At 55.7% G+C, this 16499-nt stretch carries 16 protein-coding genes; 1 reads left to right on the top strand and 15 read right to left on the bottom strand.

Annotated elements, in window-relative coordinates; all coding sequences use genetic code 11:
• Positions 1 to 414 precede the first annotated feature (414 nt).
• The 15 genes from BLW59_RS08255 to BLW59_RS08185 all read right to left on the bottom strand — a co-directional run bounded on the left by BLW59_RS08255 (position 415) and on the right by BLW59_RS08185 (position 14294).
• The gene (locus tag BLW59_RS08255; RefSeq protein ID WP_074697412.1) at positions 415 to 1566 is read right to left on the bottom strand and encodes a heparan-alpha-glucosaminide N-acetyltransferase domain-containing protein; all 1152 of its coding nucleotides are present in this window, start codon (positions 1564 to 1566) and stop codon (positions 415 to 417) included.
• A gap of 33 nt (positions 1567 to 1599) precedes the next feature.
• A complete protein-coding gene (locus tag BLW59_RS08250; protein WP_175463389.1) occupies positions 1600 to 2769 on the bottom strand; it encodes a sensor histidine kinase in 1170 nt (389 codons plus the stop codon).
• Between the two features lie 259 nt (positions 2770 to 3028).
• Positions 3029 to 3583, bottom strand: a complete 555-nt coding sequence (pyrR, locus tag BLW59_RS08245) for a bifunctional pyr operon transcriptional regulator/uracil phosphoribosyltransferase PyrR (protein ID WP_074697410.1) — start codon at positions 3581 to 3583, stop codon at positions 3029 to 3031.
• Between the two features lie 35 nt (positions 3584 to 3618).
• Positions 3619 to 4530 (bottom strand): RluA family pseudouridine synthase, encoded by a 912-nt coding sequence (locus tag BLW59_RS08240; protein WP_074697409.1) that lies wholly within the window; start codon positions 4528 to 4530, stop codon positions 3619 to 3621.
• Positions 4530 to 4979: a signal peptidase II gene (gene lspA / locus BLW59_RS08235; protein WP_029544825.1), complete on the bottom strand. Its 450-nt coding sequence runs from the start codon at positions 4977 to 4979 to the stop codon at positions 4530 to 4532. Before lspA ends, BLW59_RS08240 begins: the two co-directional genes overlap by 1 nt.
• Positions 4980 to 4985: 6 nt before the next feature.
• Positions 4986 to 5606 carry a DivIVA domain-containing protein gene (locus tag BLW59_RS08230; RefSeq protein WP_175463388.1) on the bottom strand — a complete coding sequence of 207 codons (621 nt, stop codon included), beginning with the start codon at positions 5604 to 5606 and terminating at the stop codon, positions 4986 to 4988.
• Positions 5607 to 5632: 26 nt separating this feature from the next.
• Positions 5633 to 6433, bottom strand: coding sequence for an RNA-binding protein (locus BLW59_RS08225; RefSeq protein ID WP_074697408.1), 801 nt, complete (start codon positions 6431 to 6433; stop codon positions 5633 to 5635).
• Between the two features lie 18 nt (positions 6434 to 6451).
• Complete coding sequence (gene proC / locus BLW59_RS08220) at positions 6452 to 7261, bottom strand: pyrroline-5-carboxylate reductase (RefSeq protein ID WP_074697407.1); 810 nt, start codon at positions 7259 to 7261, stop codon at positions 6452 to 6454.
• Between the two features lie 12 nt (positions 7262 to 7273).
• Positions 7274 to 7774 (bottom strand): cell division protein SepF, encoded by a 501-nt coding sequence (locus BLW59_RS08215; RefSeq protein ID WP_074697406.1) that lies wholly within the window; start codon positions 7772 to 7774, stop codon positions 7274 to 7276.
• Positions 7775 to 7787: 13 nt separating this feature from the next.
• The gene (locus BLW59_RS08210) at positions 7788 to 8480 is read right to left on the bottom strand and encodes a YggS family pyridoxal phosphate-dependent enzyme (RefSeq protein ID WP_074697405.1); all 693 of its coding nucleotides are present in this window, start codon (positions 8478 to 8480) and stop codon (positions 7788 to 7790) included.
• Between the two features lie 13 nt (positions 8481 to 8493).
• Positions 8494 to 9315: a peptidoglycan editing factor PgeF gene (gene pgeF / locus BLW59_RS08205; RefSeq protein WP_074697404.1), complete on the bottom strand. Its 822-nt coding sequence runs from the start codon at positions 9313 to 9315 to the stop codon at positions 8494 to 8496.
• A gap of 42 nt (positions 9316 to 9357) precedes the next feature.
• The gene (locus BLW59_RS08200; RefSeq protein WP_074697403.1) at positions 9358 to 11082 is read right to left on the bottom strand and encodes a TIGR03960 family B12-binding radical SAM protein; all 1725 of its coding nucleotides are present in this window, start codon (positions 11080 to 11082) and stop codon (positions 9358 to 9360) included.
• Positions 11083 to 11103: 21 nt separating this feature from the next.
• Positions 11104 to 11595, bottom strand: coding sequence for a transcriptional regulator NrdR (nrdR, locus tag BLW59_RS08195; protein WP_074697402.1), 492 nt, complete (start codon positions 11593 to 11595; stop codon positions 11104 to 11106).
• Positions 11592 to 13487 (bottom strand): YgiQ family radical SAM protein, encoded by a 1896-nt coding sequence (locus BLW59_RS08190; protein WP_074697401.1) that lies wholly within the window; start codon positions 13485 to 13487, stop codon positions 11592 to 11594. The genes nrdR and BLW59_RS08190 overlap by 4 nt, the downstream gene beginning before the upstream one ends.
• A gap of 15 nt (positions 13488 to 13502) precedes the next feature.
• Entirely contained in the window at positions 13503 to 14294 is a 792-nt protein-coding gene (locus BLW59_RS08185) for a helix-turn-helix domain-containing protein (RefSeq protein WP_074697400.1), read from the bottom strand.
• A gap of 232 nt (positions 14295 to 14526) precedes the next feature.
• Here BLW59_RS08185 and BLW59_RS08180 point away from each other — a divergent pair, with 232 nt between their 5' ends.
• Positions 14527 to 16482, top strand: coding sequence for a peptidase U32 family protein (locus BLW59_RS08180; protein ID WP_074697399.1), 1956 nt, complete (start codon positions 14527 to 14529; stop codon positions 16480 to 16482).
• The last annotated feature ends 17 nt before the right edge of the window (positions 16483 to 16499 follow it).

The following is a 16499-nucleotide window of genomic DNA, read 5'->3' as shown; positions in this document are numbered from 1 at the left end:
AAGGTTCAAGGAATGCAGCCCGCAAGAGGTACGAATGGCCATCAGCAAACAAATTCAGGATGAGCTATTTTTGAGCAGGTTAGCTGATGAGGCATCAAATACCATAAATTCAGCCGATGTTCTTAGCGTATTGCGTGATGTGGTCAAGCATTGGAATAATGCGGCTTAAAGTTGTAAACTGGTGTAAATCATTTCAGCTATGTTTTATAAGGCCATTGTTCCAGCTTTGTCGATAGACAAAGCTTCCTCTTGGCCTTTCAACGAGGCGGGAGATATGTGCTCACCGCCTGTTATGATATTCGCCACCCCCACCTGTAGAGGTGGGGGACATCTTCTTTCTCGTTATAGTTTACAGAATTTCGCTGAAAAGGGCATAACTCCTGCTTCTGCACCAAAAAGGATTTTAAGTTTTCCTCAAACTCTGAGAAAGATATGCTTCCTGGCAAGATATCCTGCCGCCAGCAGCCATAAGGCCAGCCAGAGGAAAGCAAACAAAAAAATGCTGAAGGGCACGCTCACTACCCCCTTCAGGGAGTTCTCCCAGAGCCAGGCATATAAGAGCTGCCCGGAAGAAGTCATTATGGTCCAAAGCAGCATGAGTGATATTTCCGTGAAAATATACAGCAGCAGGGGATTGCTCCCCATGATGCGGCAGGGAGCAAATAAGACAGCCAGGTCGGGCCCCCAGCCCAGCAGCTGTTGCAGCAAGAACAAGAGCAGCATGAACCCGCCGCTGGTCAGAAGCACATAGGGTGCTGTCCACAGAGCTTTGCAGACAATATCCTGGCAGCTCCACAGGCCCCCTGCCAGCAAAAGTGCCACCCCCGCCAAGGCAAGAACGCCAGCCCCGCCCCTGGTCAGCCACCGGCCGGCCAGCATCCCCCACAGGAAAGAAGCGGTGGCTGCCAGAGTGCCATACAGCCCTTCCGGGTCAGAATCTCCCTGCATATAGCAGTGCTCCTTGCCGGGAAAGACAGCGTCCACGGCCATGCTGATATTGCCTTCCTGGCTGAAGGGAGCAGCAGGGGAGTAGAGATGGAAGCCCAGGGAGGACACCGCCAGAAGCAGCAGGGCAAAGGACCCCAGAGAGACGTCTCCTTTCAGCCGCCAGGCGGCAAACATGCCGCAGGCATATACCAGTCCCAGCCTCTGCAGGACTCCCAATATGCGCCCGTGACTTGCCATCTCCTCCCAAAGGGAAGCACCTGCTTCCGGATAGAATACATGCTGCAAAAGCAAAGGAACCTGATTCAGGACATAGCCAAGCAAAAACAAGATCATGCCCCGCCGCAAGATGACAGCAGCCTTCTTCAGGGCAGATTCCCTGCCATGTTTCGGGAACCACAGGGAAGCGGACAGGCCCATGGCAAAGACAAAGCCCGGGAACGCCAGGTCAGCCAGAGTGATTCCTTCCCAGCTGGAATGCAGCAGCAGGGGATAGGCCTCCGAAAAATCAGGCAGGGCATTGACTATCAGCATGCAGGATATAGCAAGCCCGCGGAAGATATCGATTTCCGCCCAGCGGCGTTTTTTGCTGAAAACTGCAACATTTCCTTTGCCTGCCATGCTCCTGCCTCCTGAAATTTGCTGCAGCCAGTGCTAACTGGCTGCAGCAGTCTGTTTTTTCTGCACCACGATGCGGATTTTGACGCCCTCGCCCAGCTTGGGGGTGATCTGTATCTGGGCACCTATATGCCTGGCCCGCTCGATGATCCCCACCAGGCCATAGTGCTTCATCTCACCTGTGGCCTCTGCATTGACGTCTATATCCTGGTTGAATCCCTTGCCCTTATCCTTGACCAGGATATTCAGCGCAGAGGGAGTATAGTGGATTCTGACAGAAGCCCTGTTCTGCCCTGAATGCTTGACAATATTATTGAAGCACTCCTGAATGATGCGGTAAAGGCCTGCTTCAATGTGCTTGGCAAAAGCATAAGCTTCCCCCATGACCTCGTAATTGGCATAGAGAAAGCCCCTCCTTTCCATGCTCTGGCAGAGTTGATGCACCGCAGGCGCAAAGCCCTGATCATCCAGAGCCATGGGGTGCATGTCAAAGATGACCTGCCTGACATTGGTGATGCAGTCCCCAATGAACTCCTTGGACCTTGACACAATCTTCCTGCCTTCATCAATCCTGCCTTTTTCGAACATCAGCTCTCCAAAGCCCAGGTCCATCTTGATGGTGGCCAGGTCCTGGGCCACACTATCGTGCAGGTCCCGGGAAATGCGCTTGCGTTCTTCCTCCTGGGCCTGAATAATCTGCATGCCTATCTCGACTCCGTGCTGGGCAGATTCCAGTTCCTCTGCCACCCCGCTCAGCTTGGCATTCAGGAAGCCCGCCACAGAGCCTATGGTTACGACCAGGTTCTCGCTTTCCTTCCTCATGTCCACCAGGCGATGCAGCCGTATTTCCATTTCATCACGTTCCTTGCGCAGGGCATCTTCCCGGTCTTTCAGCTCCTGCCATTCCTCCTGAAGATGTGCCACATCTGCCACCAGGTCCTGCATATCCCGTTCGGAAAAATTCTTGCTTGCGCCCACCAAGCCCTGGCGCCCTCGCTGCAATTCTTTTTCGGCCCTGTCTACTTTCTGGATCAGCACAGACAGTTCCTGCCTGATGGCTTTGATGCGCTCCTTCTGTTCATCTACTTCCTTGCAGCTGGCCTCATAGAGATTGTACGCCTGGGCCTTGTTGGCTTCTACCGTTTCCAGCGTCTGGTCGAGAAGTGCTTTTATTTGATTATGCTTAGTAAGCTTCCTGCATGCCATGAAATCACCCCGCTTCTTCATTGTGAAATTTCGCTGTGAGGGGCATAATTCCTGCCGTTTCCCGGACCAGCCGGCAAATATTCTTGCATGGAAACGGCCTCTTTGCGCCCTCCTAAAAAAATTCGGTGACCGAATACTTTCATCAACTAAAGTATTCGGTCACCGAATATATTATATTTCTTAACCTTTTAGGGTATCTTTACCATATATCCAAGACATATACTATTATATGGCAATCAGACGAAATCTCCGGAAATCCTTATTCTTCCACCCGTTCCCTGATAACCACCTTTTCCGCACCATCGGTGGCATCAAGCTGTACGCTGACCACCTCATGAGAGGAGGTGGGCACGTTCTTGCCCACGAAATCAGCACGAATAGGCAGTTCCCGATGGCCCCGGTCTATGAGCACCGCCAGCTGGATGGTGGTGGGACGGCCCATATCTATCACCGCATCAAGGGCTGCCCTGATGGTTCGGCCCGTGTAGAGCACATCATCCACCAAAACCACGATTTTGCCGGAGATATCCACTGGCAGTTCTGTGGTGCGCACCACGGGCTGATAAGCCAGGGTAGACAGATCATCGCGGTAGAGGGTAATGTCCAGTACGCCCACGGGAGGACGGGTGCCCTCAATCTTTTCGATGGCATCTGCCAGCCGCTCGGCGATGGGCACGCCTCTGGTGCGAATGCCTACCAGGACAATATTCTCCACGCCCTTGTTTTTCTCCACGATTTCATGGGAAATCCTCACCAGTGAACGCCTGATAGCTTCCTCGTCCATAAGCACTGCCTTTTCAGTAAACTGTGGCATATTATCCCTCCTGCTCCATTTCCCTGCAAAATATGTTATTTTCTGCGGTTTCTCAAAGCCGCAAGGATTTTTTCCATATCCTCCGGCAGCGGCGCCTCAAAGGTCATTTCCTCCCCTGTGGCTGGATGCTTCAAGACCAGCTGCCTTGAATGCAGCGCCTGCCCCTTGATGCCAAAGGGAGTCTTGCGGCTGCCGTACTTGGGATCATTGACCAAAGGATGGCCGATGCTGGTCATGTGCACCCTGATCTGATGGGTGCGGCCAGTTTCCAGCCTGCATTCCACCAAAGTGTAGTCCCCGAAGCGCTCAAGCACCTTGAAGTGCGTCACCGCAGGCTTGCCGTTGTCCTGCACGATGGCCATGCGCTTCCTGTCCGTGGGATGACGGCCAATATCGCCTTTGATGATGCCAGCTTCTTCTTTGATATTGCCATGCACCACCGCCAGATAGCTGCGATGGGCGGATTTCGTGCTGATCTGCTCTGCCAGGTCAAGGTGAGCCCTGTCGTTCTTGGCTGCCACCATGACACCAGAGGTATCCTTGTCCAAGCGATGGACTATGCCCGGGCGGATTTCCCCGTTGATGCCGGAAAGGTCATGGCAGTGATAGAGCAAGGCATTCACCAAAGTGCCACTGCTCACTCCTGCTGCCGGATGCACCACCATGCCCCGGGCCTTGTTCACCACGATGATATCCCCATCCTCATAGAGGATATCCAGGGGAATATCCTCTGGCTTTACCTCGATGGGCGCCGCTTCGGGCATGGTAAAGCTGACGGAAGCGCCTGCCCTGAGCTTGAAGTTGGCCTTGCGCACCTTGCCATCCACCAGCACATCCCCGGCAGCTATGATTTTCTGGATATGGGCCCGGGAAAGCTCCGGCTCCTGCCTTACCAGGAAGACATCCAGCCTTTCCCCGTCCTTATCCGCCTCAAAAAGATTGTTCATCAGCTCTCATCCTCATCCCGCATCTTGAAAAGTATGGCATAAACCATGCTGATTACCCCCAGCACAATGGCAATATCTGCCAGATTGAACACCGGCCAGATGCGGAAATCAAGGAAATCCACCACCAGCCCTGTCTTCATGCGGTCAATGAGATTGCCCATGGCTCCCGCCACCAAAGCCACACAGCCATAATGCAGGAAGCCGCATTCTTTCTTCAGGCGGGGATAATACCAGATAAAGCCCAGACTGATGGCAGCCGCAGCCAGGATGAAAAACCAGGTCTGGTTCTCCAGCAGGCCAAAGGCCGCCCCGGGATTAAGCACATAAGTGATGTGAAAGATGCCCTTTATTATCGGCGTGGATTCTCCCGGCAGATAGCTTACCTGGATAAGTCCCTTCACCAGCTGATCCAGCGCCAATACCCCGAAAAACAGAAATGCCGCTGCCAACTAAGCTCAGGCCTCCTGGGGCTGTGCCTGCTCATCAGGCACTTCTTCCTGAGCGGCGGCCTGTCCCAGGGACTCCCTCTCCTGGGGAGTGACTTCCACAGAAACCTCAGCCCGTGCCTTTTCTTCTGCCTCGGGGTTGGGCAGTTCATTGATGGTCTGGTTCAGCACAGCCAGCTCAGATTCCATGGTAAGTTTCACCTTGCGCAGGAACTGGTTCTTTTCCCGCACCAGACGGTCATACTCGGAAACGATGGCACGGACTCTGTTGGTAGCCTCGTCCAGTTTCTTCTGAGCCTCCATCTCCGCTTCCTGGCGCATATTCTCACATTCTTTGGCAGCATTTTCCTTCATATCCGCAGCGGACTGGCGGGCATTGTCCGTCACTTCCTGGGCAGTCTTCTGGGCCAGCAGCAGGGTGTCATTTATGCTCTTTTCCCTTTCCTGATAGCTTTCTGACTCCTTCCGCAGACGGGCTACCTCTTCCTTCAGTTTGTCATTTTCCCGGAAAAGCTTTTCGTAGTCATTGACCACCTGGTCCAGGAACTCGTCAATCTCGTCTTCGTTATAGCCACGGAAGCTATGCTTGAATTCCTTGTTGTGTATGTCCATTGGTGTAAGCAAGATCATATCCCCTATCGTAATTAGATTCAGAATCAAAAATAACGTCTTAAAGTCAGCGCCGTGCGTCCTTTCTTGGTAGTGCCGCGGATCTCTGCCACTTCCAGCCGGCCCCGGCCGCGCATGGAGAGCATATCCCCTTCCTTCACAGTCTGGGAAGCATTCTTCACCGGCTGCCAGTTGAGCTTCAGCTTGTCAGCGGCAATGTCAGAAGCTGCCCGGCTGCGGGAGAAGCCAAAGCCTGCGGCGGCAATGGCGTCAACCCGCAGGGAAGCCACGGTAGCACTTATCTCCTTGCACCGTTCCTCCCTGGGAGCAATGGTGTCAAGGGCAGCGCGCTGGCACTCCACCCCCACGGGGCCAATCTGCTTCAGTTCCTGCAACAGATACTCTGCCATCTTGCTGTCGCAGATGATCTTTACAGAGTCGCTGGCCACCAGCAAATCACCGAACCTGTCCCGTTCAAGGCCCAGGCTCATGAGGGCCCCCAGCACATCCCGGTGGGAAAGGCGGGCAAACTGCCCGTTCCACCTGGCTTCCACACAGTCAAGGTCAAAGCCCCCAGGAGTCCCTGGGAAGTCCCCATGGACAAAGATTGCGCGGCAGCGCTCTGCCCCCTGGTAACCTCCCTCAAAGTCCACTCTGAGCTCAGGATAGTTGGCCGCCACCGTCTCAGCAATTTCCTGGCCAAAGGGGTCAAGGAAACCGCTGAGGCGGAATTTCTGGCTGCGCAGCACTTGCTCGGCCATATCAACCAGCTTGACAGCTGTTTCCTCTCCCTCTGTGCCCCTGTAAAAGCGTATGAGTTTTTCTTTCTGTTCCGTATTCTTTGCCATATCTGTAACCTGTTCTTCTTACTTCCTGCCCAGGGCTCTTGATTTTTCCGTGGCGGCAATGACCGCTTCAATCAGGGCGCTCCTGAGGCCTGCCCGCTCCAGGGTGCGCACGCCTTCAATGGTGGTGCCGGCAGGGCTGGTGACCTGATCCCGCAGTACATCCGGATGACTGCCGGTCTTGAGCACCATCTGGGCAGCCCCAAGCATGGTCTGGGCCGCCAGCTTGATGGCATCAGCCCTTTTGAGGCCAGCGGCTACGCCGCCGTCTGCCAGGGCATCAATCACCAGGAAACCATAGGCAGGACCGCTGCCTGAAAGGCCCGTCACGGCATCAAGCTGTTCTTCCTTCACCTGGATGGCCTCGCCGCTGGAGGCAAAAATCTCCCGCACCACAGCGCAGGGCTCCTCCTCCACCAGCGGATTGACGGCAAAGGCAGTCATGCCTGCCCCCACAGCCAGGGGGGTATTGGGCATCACCCGCACCAGTGGACGCTGTCCCAGTGCTTCTTCCATGGAAGCCAGCGTCAGGCCGGCTACGATGGAAACCAGCACCGTTTCATTGGCCAGCCCTGTCTTGATTTCCTCAAGAGCCTTGGCCGCAACCTGGGGCTTCACTGCCAGGATCAGGAAATCCATCTTGGGCAGGAAATCTGCCCCTACGCTGGCGTGGACGCCGTAGCGGTCTGCCAGCTCCTCACAGCGGGCAGCCTTGTGGTCGGAAATGAAAATATTACCGGCAGGAACCACCTTGTTCCCCACCATGCCTGCGGTGATGGCCTCAGCCATGGCACCGCCGCCGATAAAGCCAATCTTCACATCAGCCAGCATCGCCATCTCCCCTTACTTCTGCAGCCAGGGCATCTCTGCAGATACCTTCTTCTCTTCTTCCGTATAGCTCACGTTCACATTGCTGGGAGCACAGAGGAACACATTGTGCCCCACCTTCTTGATTTCCCCGTTCAGGGCGTAGGTAGTGCCGCTGATGAAGTCGATGATGCGCTTGGCAGCCTCGCCTTCGGTGTGCTCGAAGTTGATGACCACGGGCTTTTTCTCCCGGAGGTTGTTGGCCACCTGCTGGGCATCGTCAAAGGACTTGGGCTCAATGACTACCACCTTTACCTTGACAGCGGCCGCTGCACTCTCTCTGGCAGAAGCGGCGCTGTGGAAATCCACTACGTTGCTGCTGCTTCCTTCATTATGCTGATCCATCCTGCTTCCCTCGTCCTGCTTCATGAAACTGGGCTTCTTCTCGTCTTCGTCGAAGTATTCCTCCAGCTCTTCCTTTTCGTCCTCCGGGTCCATCAGGCCCATTTTCCCGCAAACTTTATCGAAGATATTCATATCCTTCACTCCCCTAGTACTGGCGCGGCCCGAAGATGGCTGTGCCGACCCGCACGATATTGGCCCCTTCTTCCACGGCTATTTCATAATCATGGGACATACCCATGGACAGGCAGTCCACCTTTGCTCTCTGCCAGTCCATTCCCTTTACCTTTTGGTAAATGCCGTACATCTCCCTGAAAAGAGGACGGCACATTTCCACATCCTCATAGTTGGGAGCCATGCACATGAGCCCCCTTATGCGCAGGTGTTCAAAGCCGTCTGCCTGCCGGAAGACCTCCAGGAGCTCTTCCTTTTCCAGGCCGGACTTGCTTTCCTCCCGGGCAAGATTCACCTGCAGGAGCACGTCCTGCACCTTGTCCTGCTTTTCAGCTTCCTTTTCCAGCGCCTCAGCCAGATGGAGGCTGTCCACGGAATGGATCAGGTCAAAGTACCTGACCGCCTGTCTGGCCTTATTGGTCTGAAGATGGCCGATAAGATGCCAGGTGACCTGCCGGTCAAGCTCCTCGATCTTGCCCCTGGCTTCCTGGATGCGGTTTTCCCCCACCTCTGACGCCCCTGCGTCAATGGCTTCACGCATGGCGGCTGCATCATGGTTCTTGGTGACAGCTATCAGGCGCACAGGTTCTTCCTGGGGCACCGATGTCCTTCTGGCCCTGGCAGCCTCAATGGAGTCCAGGACTTTTTGATAGTTCTCCCTTATCATCAAAGCCCCCCTCTCAGTATTTCTTCAAAGCCATGACCGCTGCCAGCCGCCCGGTGTCTCCCCCATCAGCCCGATAGGAGAAATACCACTTGTGCTCACAGCTGGTGCAGACCTCAGCACACTCGATGTTTTCTGCAGCTACCCCTGCCTCTTCCAGCTGCAGGCGGTTGGCGGCCCAGAGGTCGGCGTGAAGGCCGTCCTCCCGCTGGGAAAGGAGCTTTTCATGATAGTCCGGGAAGGCCTCCCGGAACTTCTCTGCCACTTCCTCCCCCACAGTGAAGCATTCGGGACCAATGGAGGGACCAATGCCCACCAGGAGCTTGGCTGGCTCCGTGCCGAACTCTGCGGCCATGGCCTGCACGGTCTTTTCCCCGATGCGGCCGACCGTGCCCTTCCAGCCTGCATGAGCCACGCCGATGGCACCGTTTTCCGGATCAAAGAACAGCAGGGGCACGCAGTCAGCAAAGCAGAGCATTAGGGGCACCCCCAATGCGTTGGTAATCAGGGCATCAGTATCTTCTATGGCCGCAGCATAATCCAGGGCGCCTCTGCCCCTGTCTTCCCAGTTCACCCGCAGGACCTTCGTGCCATGCACCTGCTGGGGGCTGCAGACCTCCTCAGCCTTGAGCTCCAGGGCGTGGAGAAAGCGCTTGCGGTTCTCTATGACCTTGGCCGGGTCGTCTCCCACATGCAGCCCCATGTTGAGGGCGCTGTAAGGAGCTGCACTCACGCCACCCAGGCGGGCAGAGATTCCATGCTCCAGAACGCCCCCGGGAAAGTGAGTGAACTTTCCCCGCCAAAGATTGCTATGCAAATGTTCCAGGACAAAGCTCATAACAGCACATCCTTTATTCACTAAGATATATTCAAGCTATATTCAGCATACACCGCAACGGTGGCAGTTGTCAAAGCAGGGCAGGGTCGGTTTCAGCTCCTCTGCCCGCTTCAGCTCCTGATAGAGGTAATTTCTGGTAAAACCCATGTCAAGTCTGTCCCATGGGAAGCACTCATCTTCTCCGCGCTGGCGGTAAAGTTCGTCTTCTGCCCTGAGGCCGCTTTCCTTCAAGGCTTTTTTGAAAGCCTTGCTGCCGCCTGCAGCGCAGGCCTTCAGGAGCACCTCTCCCACGGGCCTGCCGCCCCGGGCCAGCACCCCCTGCACATAGGCTTCCTTGGGTGATTCCACGTTGACCACGATGTGCCTGCGCCCCCGCAGGGATTTTTCCAGATGTTTCAGCTTCTGCTCCACAGCCTTCCTGTCTGCCATGGGCGTCCACTGGAAAGGGGTGAAAGGCTTGGGGATAAAGGGATTGACGCTCAGAGTGAGCGTGCCCTTGCTGCCCTGCTCCTCCATGTAGTCCTTGACCCGGTTCGCCAGATCAATGATGGCCTCAATATCTGCTTCTTCCTCAAAGGGCAGCCCAACCATGATATAGAGCTTGAAATTCCTTATGCCGGCTTTCAGCCCCAGCTTCACAGTGTTGAAGACGTGCTTTTCCTCAATGCCCTTGTTGATGACAGCCCTCATGCGGACGCTGCCAGCCTCCGGGGCAATGGTCAGGGTCTTGAGTCCGCTGCTGGCCAGGGATTCCACCAGTTCCTCCGTGACAGAATCCGCCCGGAAGGAAGCCACGGACATGGACAGCCCCTCCCCCAGAATATCCCGGCAAAGCTCGTCTATCTCCGGGTAATCGGAGATGGCCGCTCCCATGAGGCCAATGCGCTTCCTGTACTTCAGCGCCTCCTGCACTTCCCTGTTGATGACTTCCAGAGAGCGGTTGCGGGGCCTTCTGAAGCAGTAGCCAGCCATGCAGAAGCGGCAGTGGCGCCCGCAGCCCCGGGCTGTCTCGATGAGGTAGAAGTTGAATTCCGTATTGTCCGTCACCACCACTGTATGAGCAGGATATGCATCAAGCTCCTTCACCCACTGGCGGGAGACTTTTTCCGGGGCACTGGGCAGAACCTTGATAGAAATCAGCCTGCCCTCGCTGTCGTATTCATGCTCATAAAGGGAGGGCACATATACTCCGGGCACCTTTGAAAGCTTGAGCAGAGTTTCCCTGCGGCTGAGGCCCTCAGCCTTTGCCCCATGATAAGCGTCCATAAGCCCTGGCATGACGGCCTCTCCTTCGCCAATGACAAAGGCATCCACCACCTGGGAAAGGGGCTCCGGGTTAAAGGTGGCACAGGGCCCTCCCGCAATCACCAGCGGGTCCTTCTCTCCCCGTTCCTCCGCGCGCAGCCTGACCTTGCCCAGCTCCAGGATCTTCACCAGATTGAAATAGTCCATCTCAAAGGAGAGCACAAAGCCTATGATCTCAAAGTCAAGCAGAGGCAGCTGAGACTCCACGCTCATGAGAGGCGTGCGGGTATTCTCATACTGCTGGATTTTCTTGCGCTCCGGCAGGAAGACACGCTCGCAGGCAGTATCTCCCCTTTTATTCAGCAGCTCATAAATGATGTGCAGCCCCAGATTGGACATGCCCACAAAATAGGAATTGGGATAGACCAGGGCAAACTTCGTCCTGGTGCCGGGGGGATAGCGGTAGTATCCCTGTTCCTCTGCCAGCAGCTGCTGCAATTCCTTCTTTAATGCCCAATCCAAACTTTCTACCTCACTTGCTCTTTAGTCCTGCTTGTTGTACCTGATGTCCAGGGGGCGGTTCCTGCGCTCCTGGAGTTCTTTGAGTTCCTCAAGGAAGTTGGTGATGTCCGCAAAGCGGCGATAGACAGAGGCAAAGCGGATATAGGCCACCTCGTCAAAATCTTTCAGCCGCTCCATGATCATCTCACCGATTTTCTTGGAAGGAACTTCCTGCACCATGGTATTGCGGATATCCCGCTCCACATCGCTTACGAAATTGAGGATGCGCTCCATGGAGATATCCCGCTTGTCGCAGGAACGGATAATGCCGTTCAGTATCTTGTCCCTGTCAAAGGGCTCGCGACGCCCGTCATGCTTGACTACCATCAAGGGCACCTTCTCCACCACCTCATAAGTGGTGAAGCGCTTGTGGCAGCCGTTGCATTCACGGCGGCGGCGGATAGTGGCTCCGTCATCGGCAGCCCGGCTGTCTATGACCCGGCTGTCTGCCTGCTTGCAATATGGACATTTCATCTATGCACCTTCTTTTTCCTTGTATGCTTGTTGTGGTTGTTATGTCTTTCAGGCCTTGCCTGCCCGTTTGCCTTTCCCTCTGCCTTGCTCCCCTGGCCCTTCCTGGGACGCACCAGGCAATGCCTGTCATAGCCTATCAGATCTTCCCGGTGAGCGGCCTTCAGGGCCTTGCAGACAATCTCATAGTTTCCTGGCAGCCAGTACTGCATGAGGGCCCGCTGCATCTGCTTTTCCTCATAGCTCTTGGCCGTGTAGATCTTCTCCCCGGTAAGAGGGTGAAGCCCCGTGTAGTACATGCAGGTGGAAAGCGTCCCCGGCGTGGGGATGAAGTCTTGCACCTGCTGGGGATGATAGCCCATTTCGTGCAGGAACTCCGCCAGCTCCACTGCATCTTTGAGGGTGGCTCCCGGATGGCTGGACATGAAGTAGGGCACCAGATATTGCTTCTTGCCCAGCTTCTTGTTGACAGCCTCGAATTTTCTCACAAAGTCCACATAGACCTGCTTATTGGACTTGCCCATGACCCAGGTGACCCGGTCCGTAATATGCTCCGGCGCAATCTTCAGCTGGCCGCTGACATGGTACTGGCAAAGCTCTTCCAGGAACTTCATGCCATCCTTGGCCCGCATGATGTAGTCAAATCGCAGGCCGGAACGCACAAAGACCTTCTTGACACCCGGCAGGGCCCGCAGCTTCCTCAGAAGCTCCAGATAGTCACCATGGTCCGCTTCAAGATTCTTGCAAGGCACGGGAGAAAGGCAGTCCTTGCCCCGGCAGGTGCCAAGCTCCAGCTGCTTCTGGCAGGAGGGCTGGCGGAAATTGGCCGTAGGCCCCCCTACATCGTGAATATAGCCCTTGAAGCCCGGCAGCTGCGTGAGGATTTCCGCTTCCCGCAGGATAGATGCCTGGCTGCGCCGCTGGATCACTCTGCCCTCATGGGAAATGATGGCGCAGAAGTTGCAGCCGCCAAAGCAGCCACGCTGGCTCACCAGGCTGAACTGCACTTCCTTGATGGCAGGCACCCCTCCTGCCTTGTCGTAACGGGGGTGCCAGGTGCGGCAGTAAGGCAGGTCGTAGATTTCATCCATCTCCGCTTCAGTCAGCGGCGGAGAAGGCGGGTTCTGCACCACGCAGATTTCCCCGTTCTGCTGGGCCAGCTTCCGGCCCCGCAGGGCATCCTGCTCCAGGTACTCCAGCTTGTAAGCTTCGGCAAACTTCTTCTTGTCCTCCGCCACTTCCTCGAAAGAGGCCAGGGGCAGGTAGTCCCAGATATAGTCAAAGCCCGGCACCTTGTAGCAGGTTCCCGGCACATCCTGGATATTGCCTATCTCCACTCCCTGCTGGAGATCTGCCGCGATGGCCAGCAGGGCCTTTTCCCCCATGCCGTAAACCAGGAGGTCTGCCCCGGACTCTGCCAGCAGGGAAGGCCGCACCTCGTCCGACCAGTAGTCATAGTGGGCAAACCGGCGCAGGCTGGCCTCGATGCCCCCGATGACAAGGGGCACATCGGGATAAATTTCCCGCAGCTTGCGGCAGTACACCGCCGTGGCCCTGAGAGGCCTGTGTCCAGCTTCACCCCCGGGAGAGTAGGCATCCTGACGGCGCTTTTTCTTGGCGGCGGTGAACTGGTTCAGCAGGGAATCCATGTTACCTGCAGAAACAAGAAAAGCCAGCCGTGGTTTTCCCAGGGACATGAAGTCTCTGGAAGAATGCCAGTCCGGCTGGGGAATGATACCGACCTTATAGCCGTGCTTTTCCAGCAGGCGGCAGAGTATGGCAGGGCCAAAGCTGGGATGATCAACATAAGCATCCCCGGACACAAACACGAAGTCCAGCTGCTCCCAGCCCCGTCTTTCCATATCCTCTTTACTGATCGGCAAAAAATCCTGCATTATTTATCCTTGTCCTTACTTAGTCTTCTTATCGGCTTCCTTCTTCTCACCTGACGGGGTGAAGACCTTCTCCACTACCTGGCCGGTCTCCCCCACCTTGCCCATATCCTGTCCATTGACGGAAAGGGCCACGGCACCGGCATTGCCAGCCGTGATGCTGACGGTTTCCTTGGCCTTCCAGCTCATGGTCTTGCCCTTTTCCATGGTGCCTTCATAGAGGGTCTTGCCATCAGCAATGACCTGGGTCCAGCAGCGGTCATCAAACTTGGCTACGACTTCCACATCGTCGCGCTTGGCAGATGCGACTGCGGCCTTGCTTTCCTCTGCCTTGGGGGCTTCCTTCACAGCGGCAGTTTCCTGCTTCACCTGCTGGGGCGCCCTGGCTACCTGGCCATCATCACCTGTGGCCAGAAGGAAGTAAGCTCCCCCCAGCACCAGCAGGCATATCACCGCTGCCAGGATCTTGTTCTGCCGGTGAGCATTATCCTCAAAGCTTACCTTGACACTGCCCTTGTCAAAGGAATCATCTTTTTCCTCGGCAGCATCAGCGGCCACCTCCTCGGGCTGCTGCAACACCCCAGGATGCACTTCCTCGTTGAACTCCTGCACGAAGGCGTTGGCGTCCAACTTCAGGAAAGTGGCATAGTTGCGAATAAAGCCCTTGGTGTAGACCTCACCTGGCAGGCTGCCGTACTCGCCCTTCTCTATGCACTCGATGTAAAGGGCACGAATGCTTGTGCCTTTTTCTATATCTTTGATAGTAAGATTTTGCCTTTCACGCTCAGCCCGCAGCTTATCCCCTAACATTTACTAACAAACCTCCCAAAATCTATGCCTGGCAGTCATTTCCCATCTGCCATTTTCATCTTCATAAAATTATACATGATTAAGCCTGTTATGACAAATCATATAGGTTTTCCTTCAAAAATATATCAAAAAAGCCCCGCCTTGTCAAAATATTGATAGCTCTCCCAATTCCTGTTATACTGATATAGGTTTTTTTGATACGATAAATCTTATTTATAAAGGAGTTTTATAAATGCTTCTTAACCGCAAATCCGTAGAGCTCTTGGCTCCCGCCGGCACCTGGGATGCCCTGGAAGCCGCCGTGGAGGCTGGTGCCGATGCCGTTTACCTGGGTGGCAAGCACTTCAATATGCGCATGCACGAAGGGGACTTCAACTTTGACGATGAAGCCCTGAAGCGGGCAGTGGAGTACACCCATGCCCATGACGTGCGCCTCTACATCACTCTGAACAACCTCATCAGCGATGAGGAAATCCCCGCCCTGCGTGAGTACCTGGCCTATCTGGAGAAAATCCGCCCGGATGCCATCCTGGTGCAGGACTTTGCGGTGCTGGAACTGGTGCATGAGATGGGTCTCACCATCCCCCTGCACACCTCAGTCATGATGAACACCCACAACGAGAACGCCATCGAAAGGCTCAAGGAATACGGCATCACCCGCATCGTGGTGGGCCGGGAGATGACTCTTTCCGAGCTCAGCCTCTTCTGCGAGCGCACGGGCATCGAAGTGGAATACTTCATGCACGGGGATATGTGCATGTCCGAAAGCGGCCAGTGCATCCATTCCGGGGTGCTCTTCGGCCAGAGCGGCAACCGGGGCCGCTGCCTGAAACCATGCCGCTGGCCCTATCAGCTGATTGATGATGAAACTGGCGAAGTGCTGGACAAGGAGAGCGAGGGTCCCTACAAACTTGCTTTGAAGGATATGTGCATGTACCGCTCCATCCCCCAGCTCATCCAGGCTGGGGTATTCTCCTTCAAGATTGAAGGCCGCATGCGTCCTGCCCCCTTCATACGCCGCATTGTCTCCACCTATCGCAAGGCTATCGATGCCTACATCGCCGACCCTCAGGGCTACACGGTTGACGAAGAAGGCTGGCGTTCCCTCTACGAGAACCGCGCCCGGGACTTCACCACCACCTTTGCTTTCGGCGGCACCTCCAAACAGGATATTGGCTTCACAGGGGAGCGTGAGCCCCGCTTCTTCAGCAACGCCGTGAAGGAAGCAGGCCTGCAGGATGAAGTGCTGCAGCAGGAGCACCCCATTGAGGCAGAGAACGCCCAGCACCGCAGCCTTGCCCTGCGGGTCGGTTCACCGGACGCAGCCAGGGCAGCCATTGACAATGGCGCTGACTGCGTCTACATCGGCGGCGAGGCCTTCCGTCCCCATCGCCCCTGGAAACTCAGGGACTATGAGGAAGTCATTGCCTATGCCCATAAGGCCGGCGCCAAAGCAGTGATCATGACTCCCCGCACCACCCGCCGCAGGGAATGCGGTGAGCTGGAGCAGTTCTTCAAGGCCCTGCAGGGCTTCGCTGCCCAGCCTGACGGCATCATGGTCAGCAACCTGGGCTCCCTGCAGCTGGCCCAGAAACTCACGGACTATCCCCTCTACGCCGACCATTCCTTCAACCTCTTCAACCATCTGGCTGCCAAGTTCATGAAGGAAAACGGCCTTACTCAGGGCTGCGCTTCCCTGGAGCTCTCCTTCGCCCAGCTGAAAGAGATTGTGGAAGCATCACCTCTGCCCATTGAGGTCATCGTCCACGGCTCTTATGAGTCCATGATCTGCGACCATGACCTTGCGGGCATGAGCCTGCCTCACGCCCAGGAACTTGACAATCCCGAGGTTTACGACCGCCGCTATGCCCTTTTGGACAAGGCAGGCGAAAAGCACAGCCTCCGCCTTGACCAGTATGGCCGCAACCACATCCTCTTTGCCAAGGACCTCTGCCTCTATCCCTATCTGGAGAAATTCAACGGTCTGGCCTCCTGCCGCATTGAAGCTCAGGACTACAGCCCGGAGCTCACTGCCCAGGTAACCAAGGCCTACCGTGAGCGCCTGGACAAACTCTCTGCCGGTGACAAAGCCTTTGACAGAGAGACTTTTGAAAAGCTCCAGCAGGCCAGCCCCCGTGAATTTGGCATCGGCACCTACCGCTTCCGCCAGAGCCGCAATTCTATCTAAGAGAAAGCAGGTAAACT

The sequence above is a fragment of the Selenomonas sp. KH1T6 genome (assembly GCF_900108415.1).
GTDB classification, from domain to species: Bacteria; Bacillota; Negativicutes; order Selenomonadales; family Selenomonadaceae; genus Selenomonas_B; species Selenomonas_B ruminantium_A.
The sequence above is the reverse complement of the archived record's forward strand: the minus strand, read 5'-3'. Positions and strand labels throughout refer to the sequence as shown.

Coding starts and splice junctions, on each gene's coding strand:
- BLW59_RS08255 (WP_074697412.1), bottom strand. CDS start 1,566: ATGGCAGGCAAAGGAAATGTTGCAGTTTTCAGCAAAAAACGCCGCTGG.
- BLW59_RS08250 (WP_175463389.1), bottom strand. CDS start 2,769: ATGGCATGCAGGAAGCTTACTAAGCATAATCAAATAAAAGCACTTCTC.
- pyrR (WP_074697410.1), bottom strand. CDS start 3,583: ATGCCACAGTTTACTGAAAAGGCAGTGCTTATGGACGAGGAAGCTATC.
- BLW59_RS08240 (WP_074697409.1), bottom strand. CDS start 4,530: ATGAACAATCTTTTTGAGGCGGATAAGGACGGGGAAAGGCTGGATGTC.
- BLW59_RS08230 (WP_175463388.1), bottom strand. CDS start 5,606: ATGATCTTGCTTACACCAATGGACATACACAACAAGGAATTCAAGCAT.
- BLW59_RS08225 (WP_074697408.1), bottom strand. CDS start 6,433: ATGGCAAAGAATACGGAACAGAAAGAAAAACTCATACGCTTTTACAGG.
- proC (WP_074697407.1), bottom strand. CDS start 7,261: ATGCTGGCTGATGTGAAGATTGGCTTTATCGGCGGCGGTGCCATGGCT.
- BLW59_RS08215 (WP_074697406.1), bottom strand. CDS start 7,774: ATGAATATCTTCGATAAAGTTTGCGGGAAAATGGGCCTGATGGACCCG.
- BLW59_RS08210 (WP_074697405.1), bottom strand. CDS start 8,480: ATGATAAGGGAGAACTATCAAAAAGTCCTGGACTCCATTGAGGCTGCC.
- pgeF (WP_074697404.1), bottom strand. CDS start 9,315: ATGAGCTTTGTCCTGGAACATTTGCATAGCAATCTTTGGCGGGGAAAG.
- nrdR (WP_074697402.1), bottom strand. CDS start 11,595: ATGAAATGTCCATATTGCAAGCAGGCAGACAGCCGGGTCATAGACAGC.
- BLW59_RS08190 (WP_074697401.1), bottom strand. CDS start 13,487: ATGCAGGATTTTTTGCCGATCAGTAAAGAGGATATGGAAAGACGGGGC.
- BLW59_RS08185 (WP_074697400.1), bottom strand. CDS start 14,294: ATGTTAGGGGATAAGCTGCGGGCTGAGCGTGAAAGGCAAAATCTTACT.
- BLW59_RS08180 (WP_074697399.1), top strand. CDS start 14,527: ATGCTTCTTAACCGCAAATCCGTAGAGCTCTTGGCTCCCGCCGGCACC.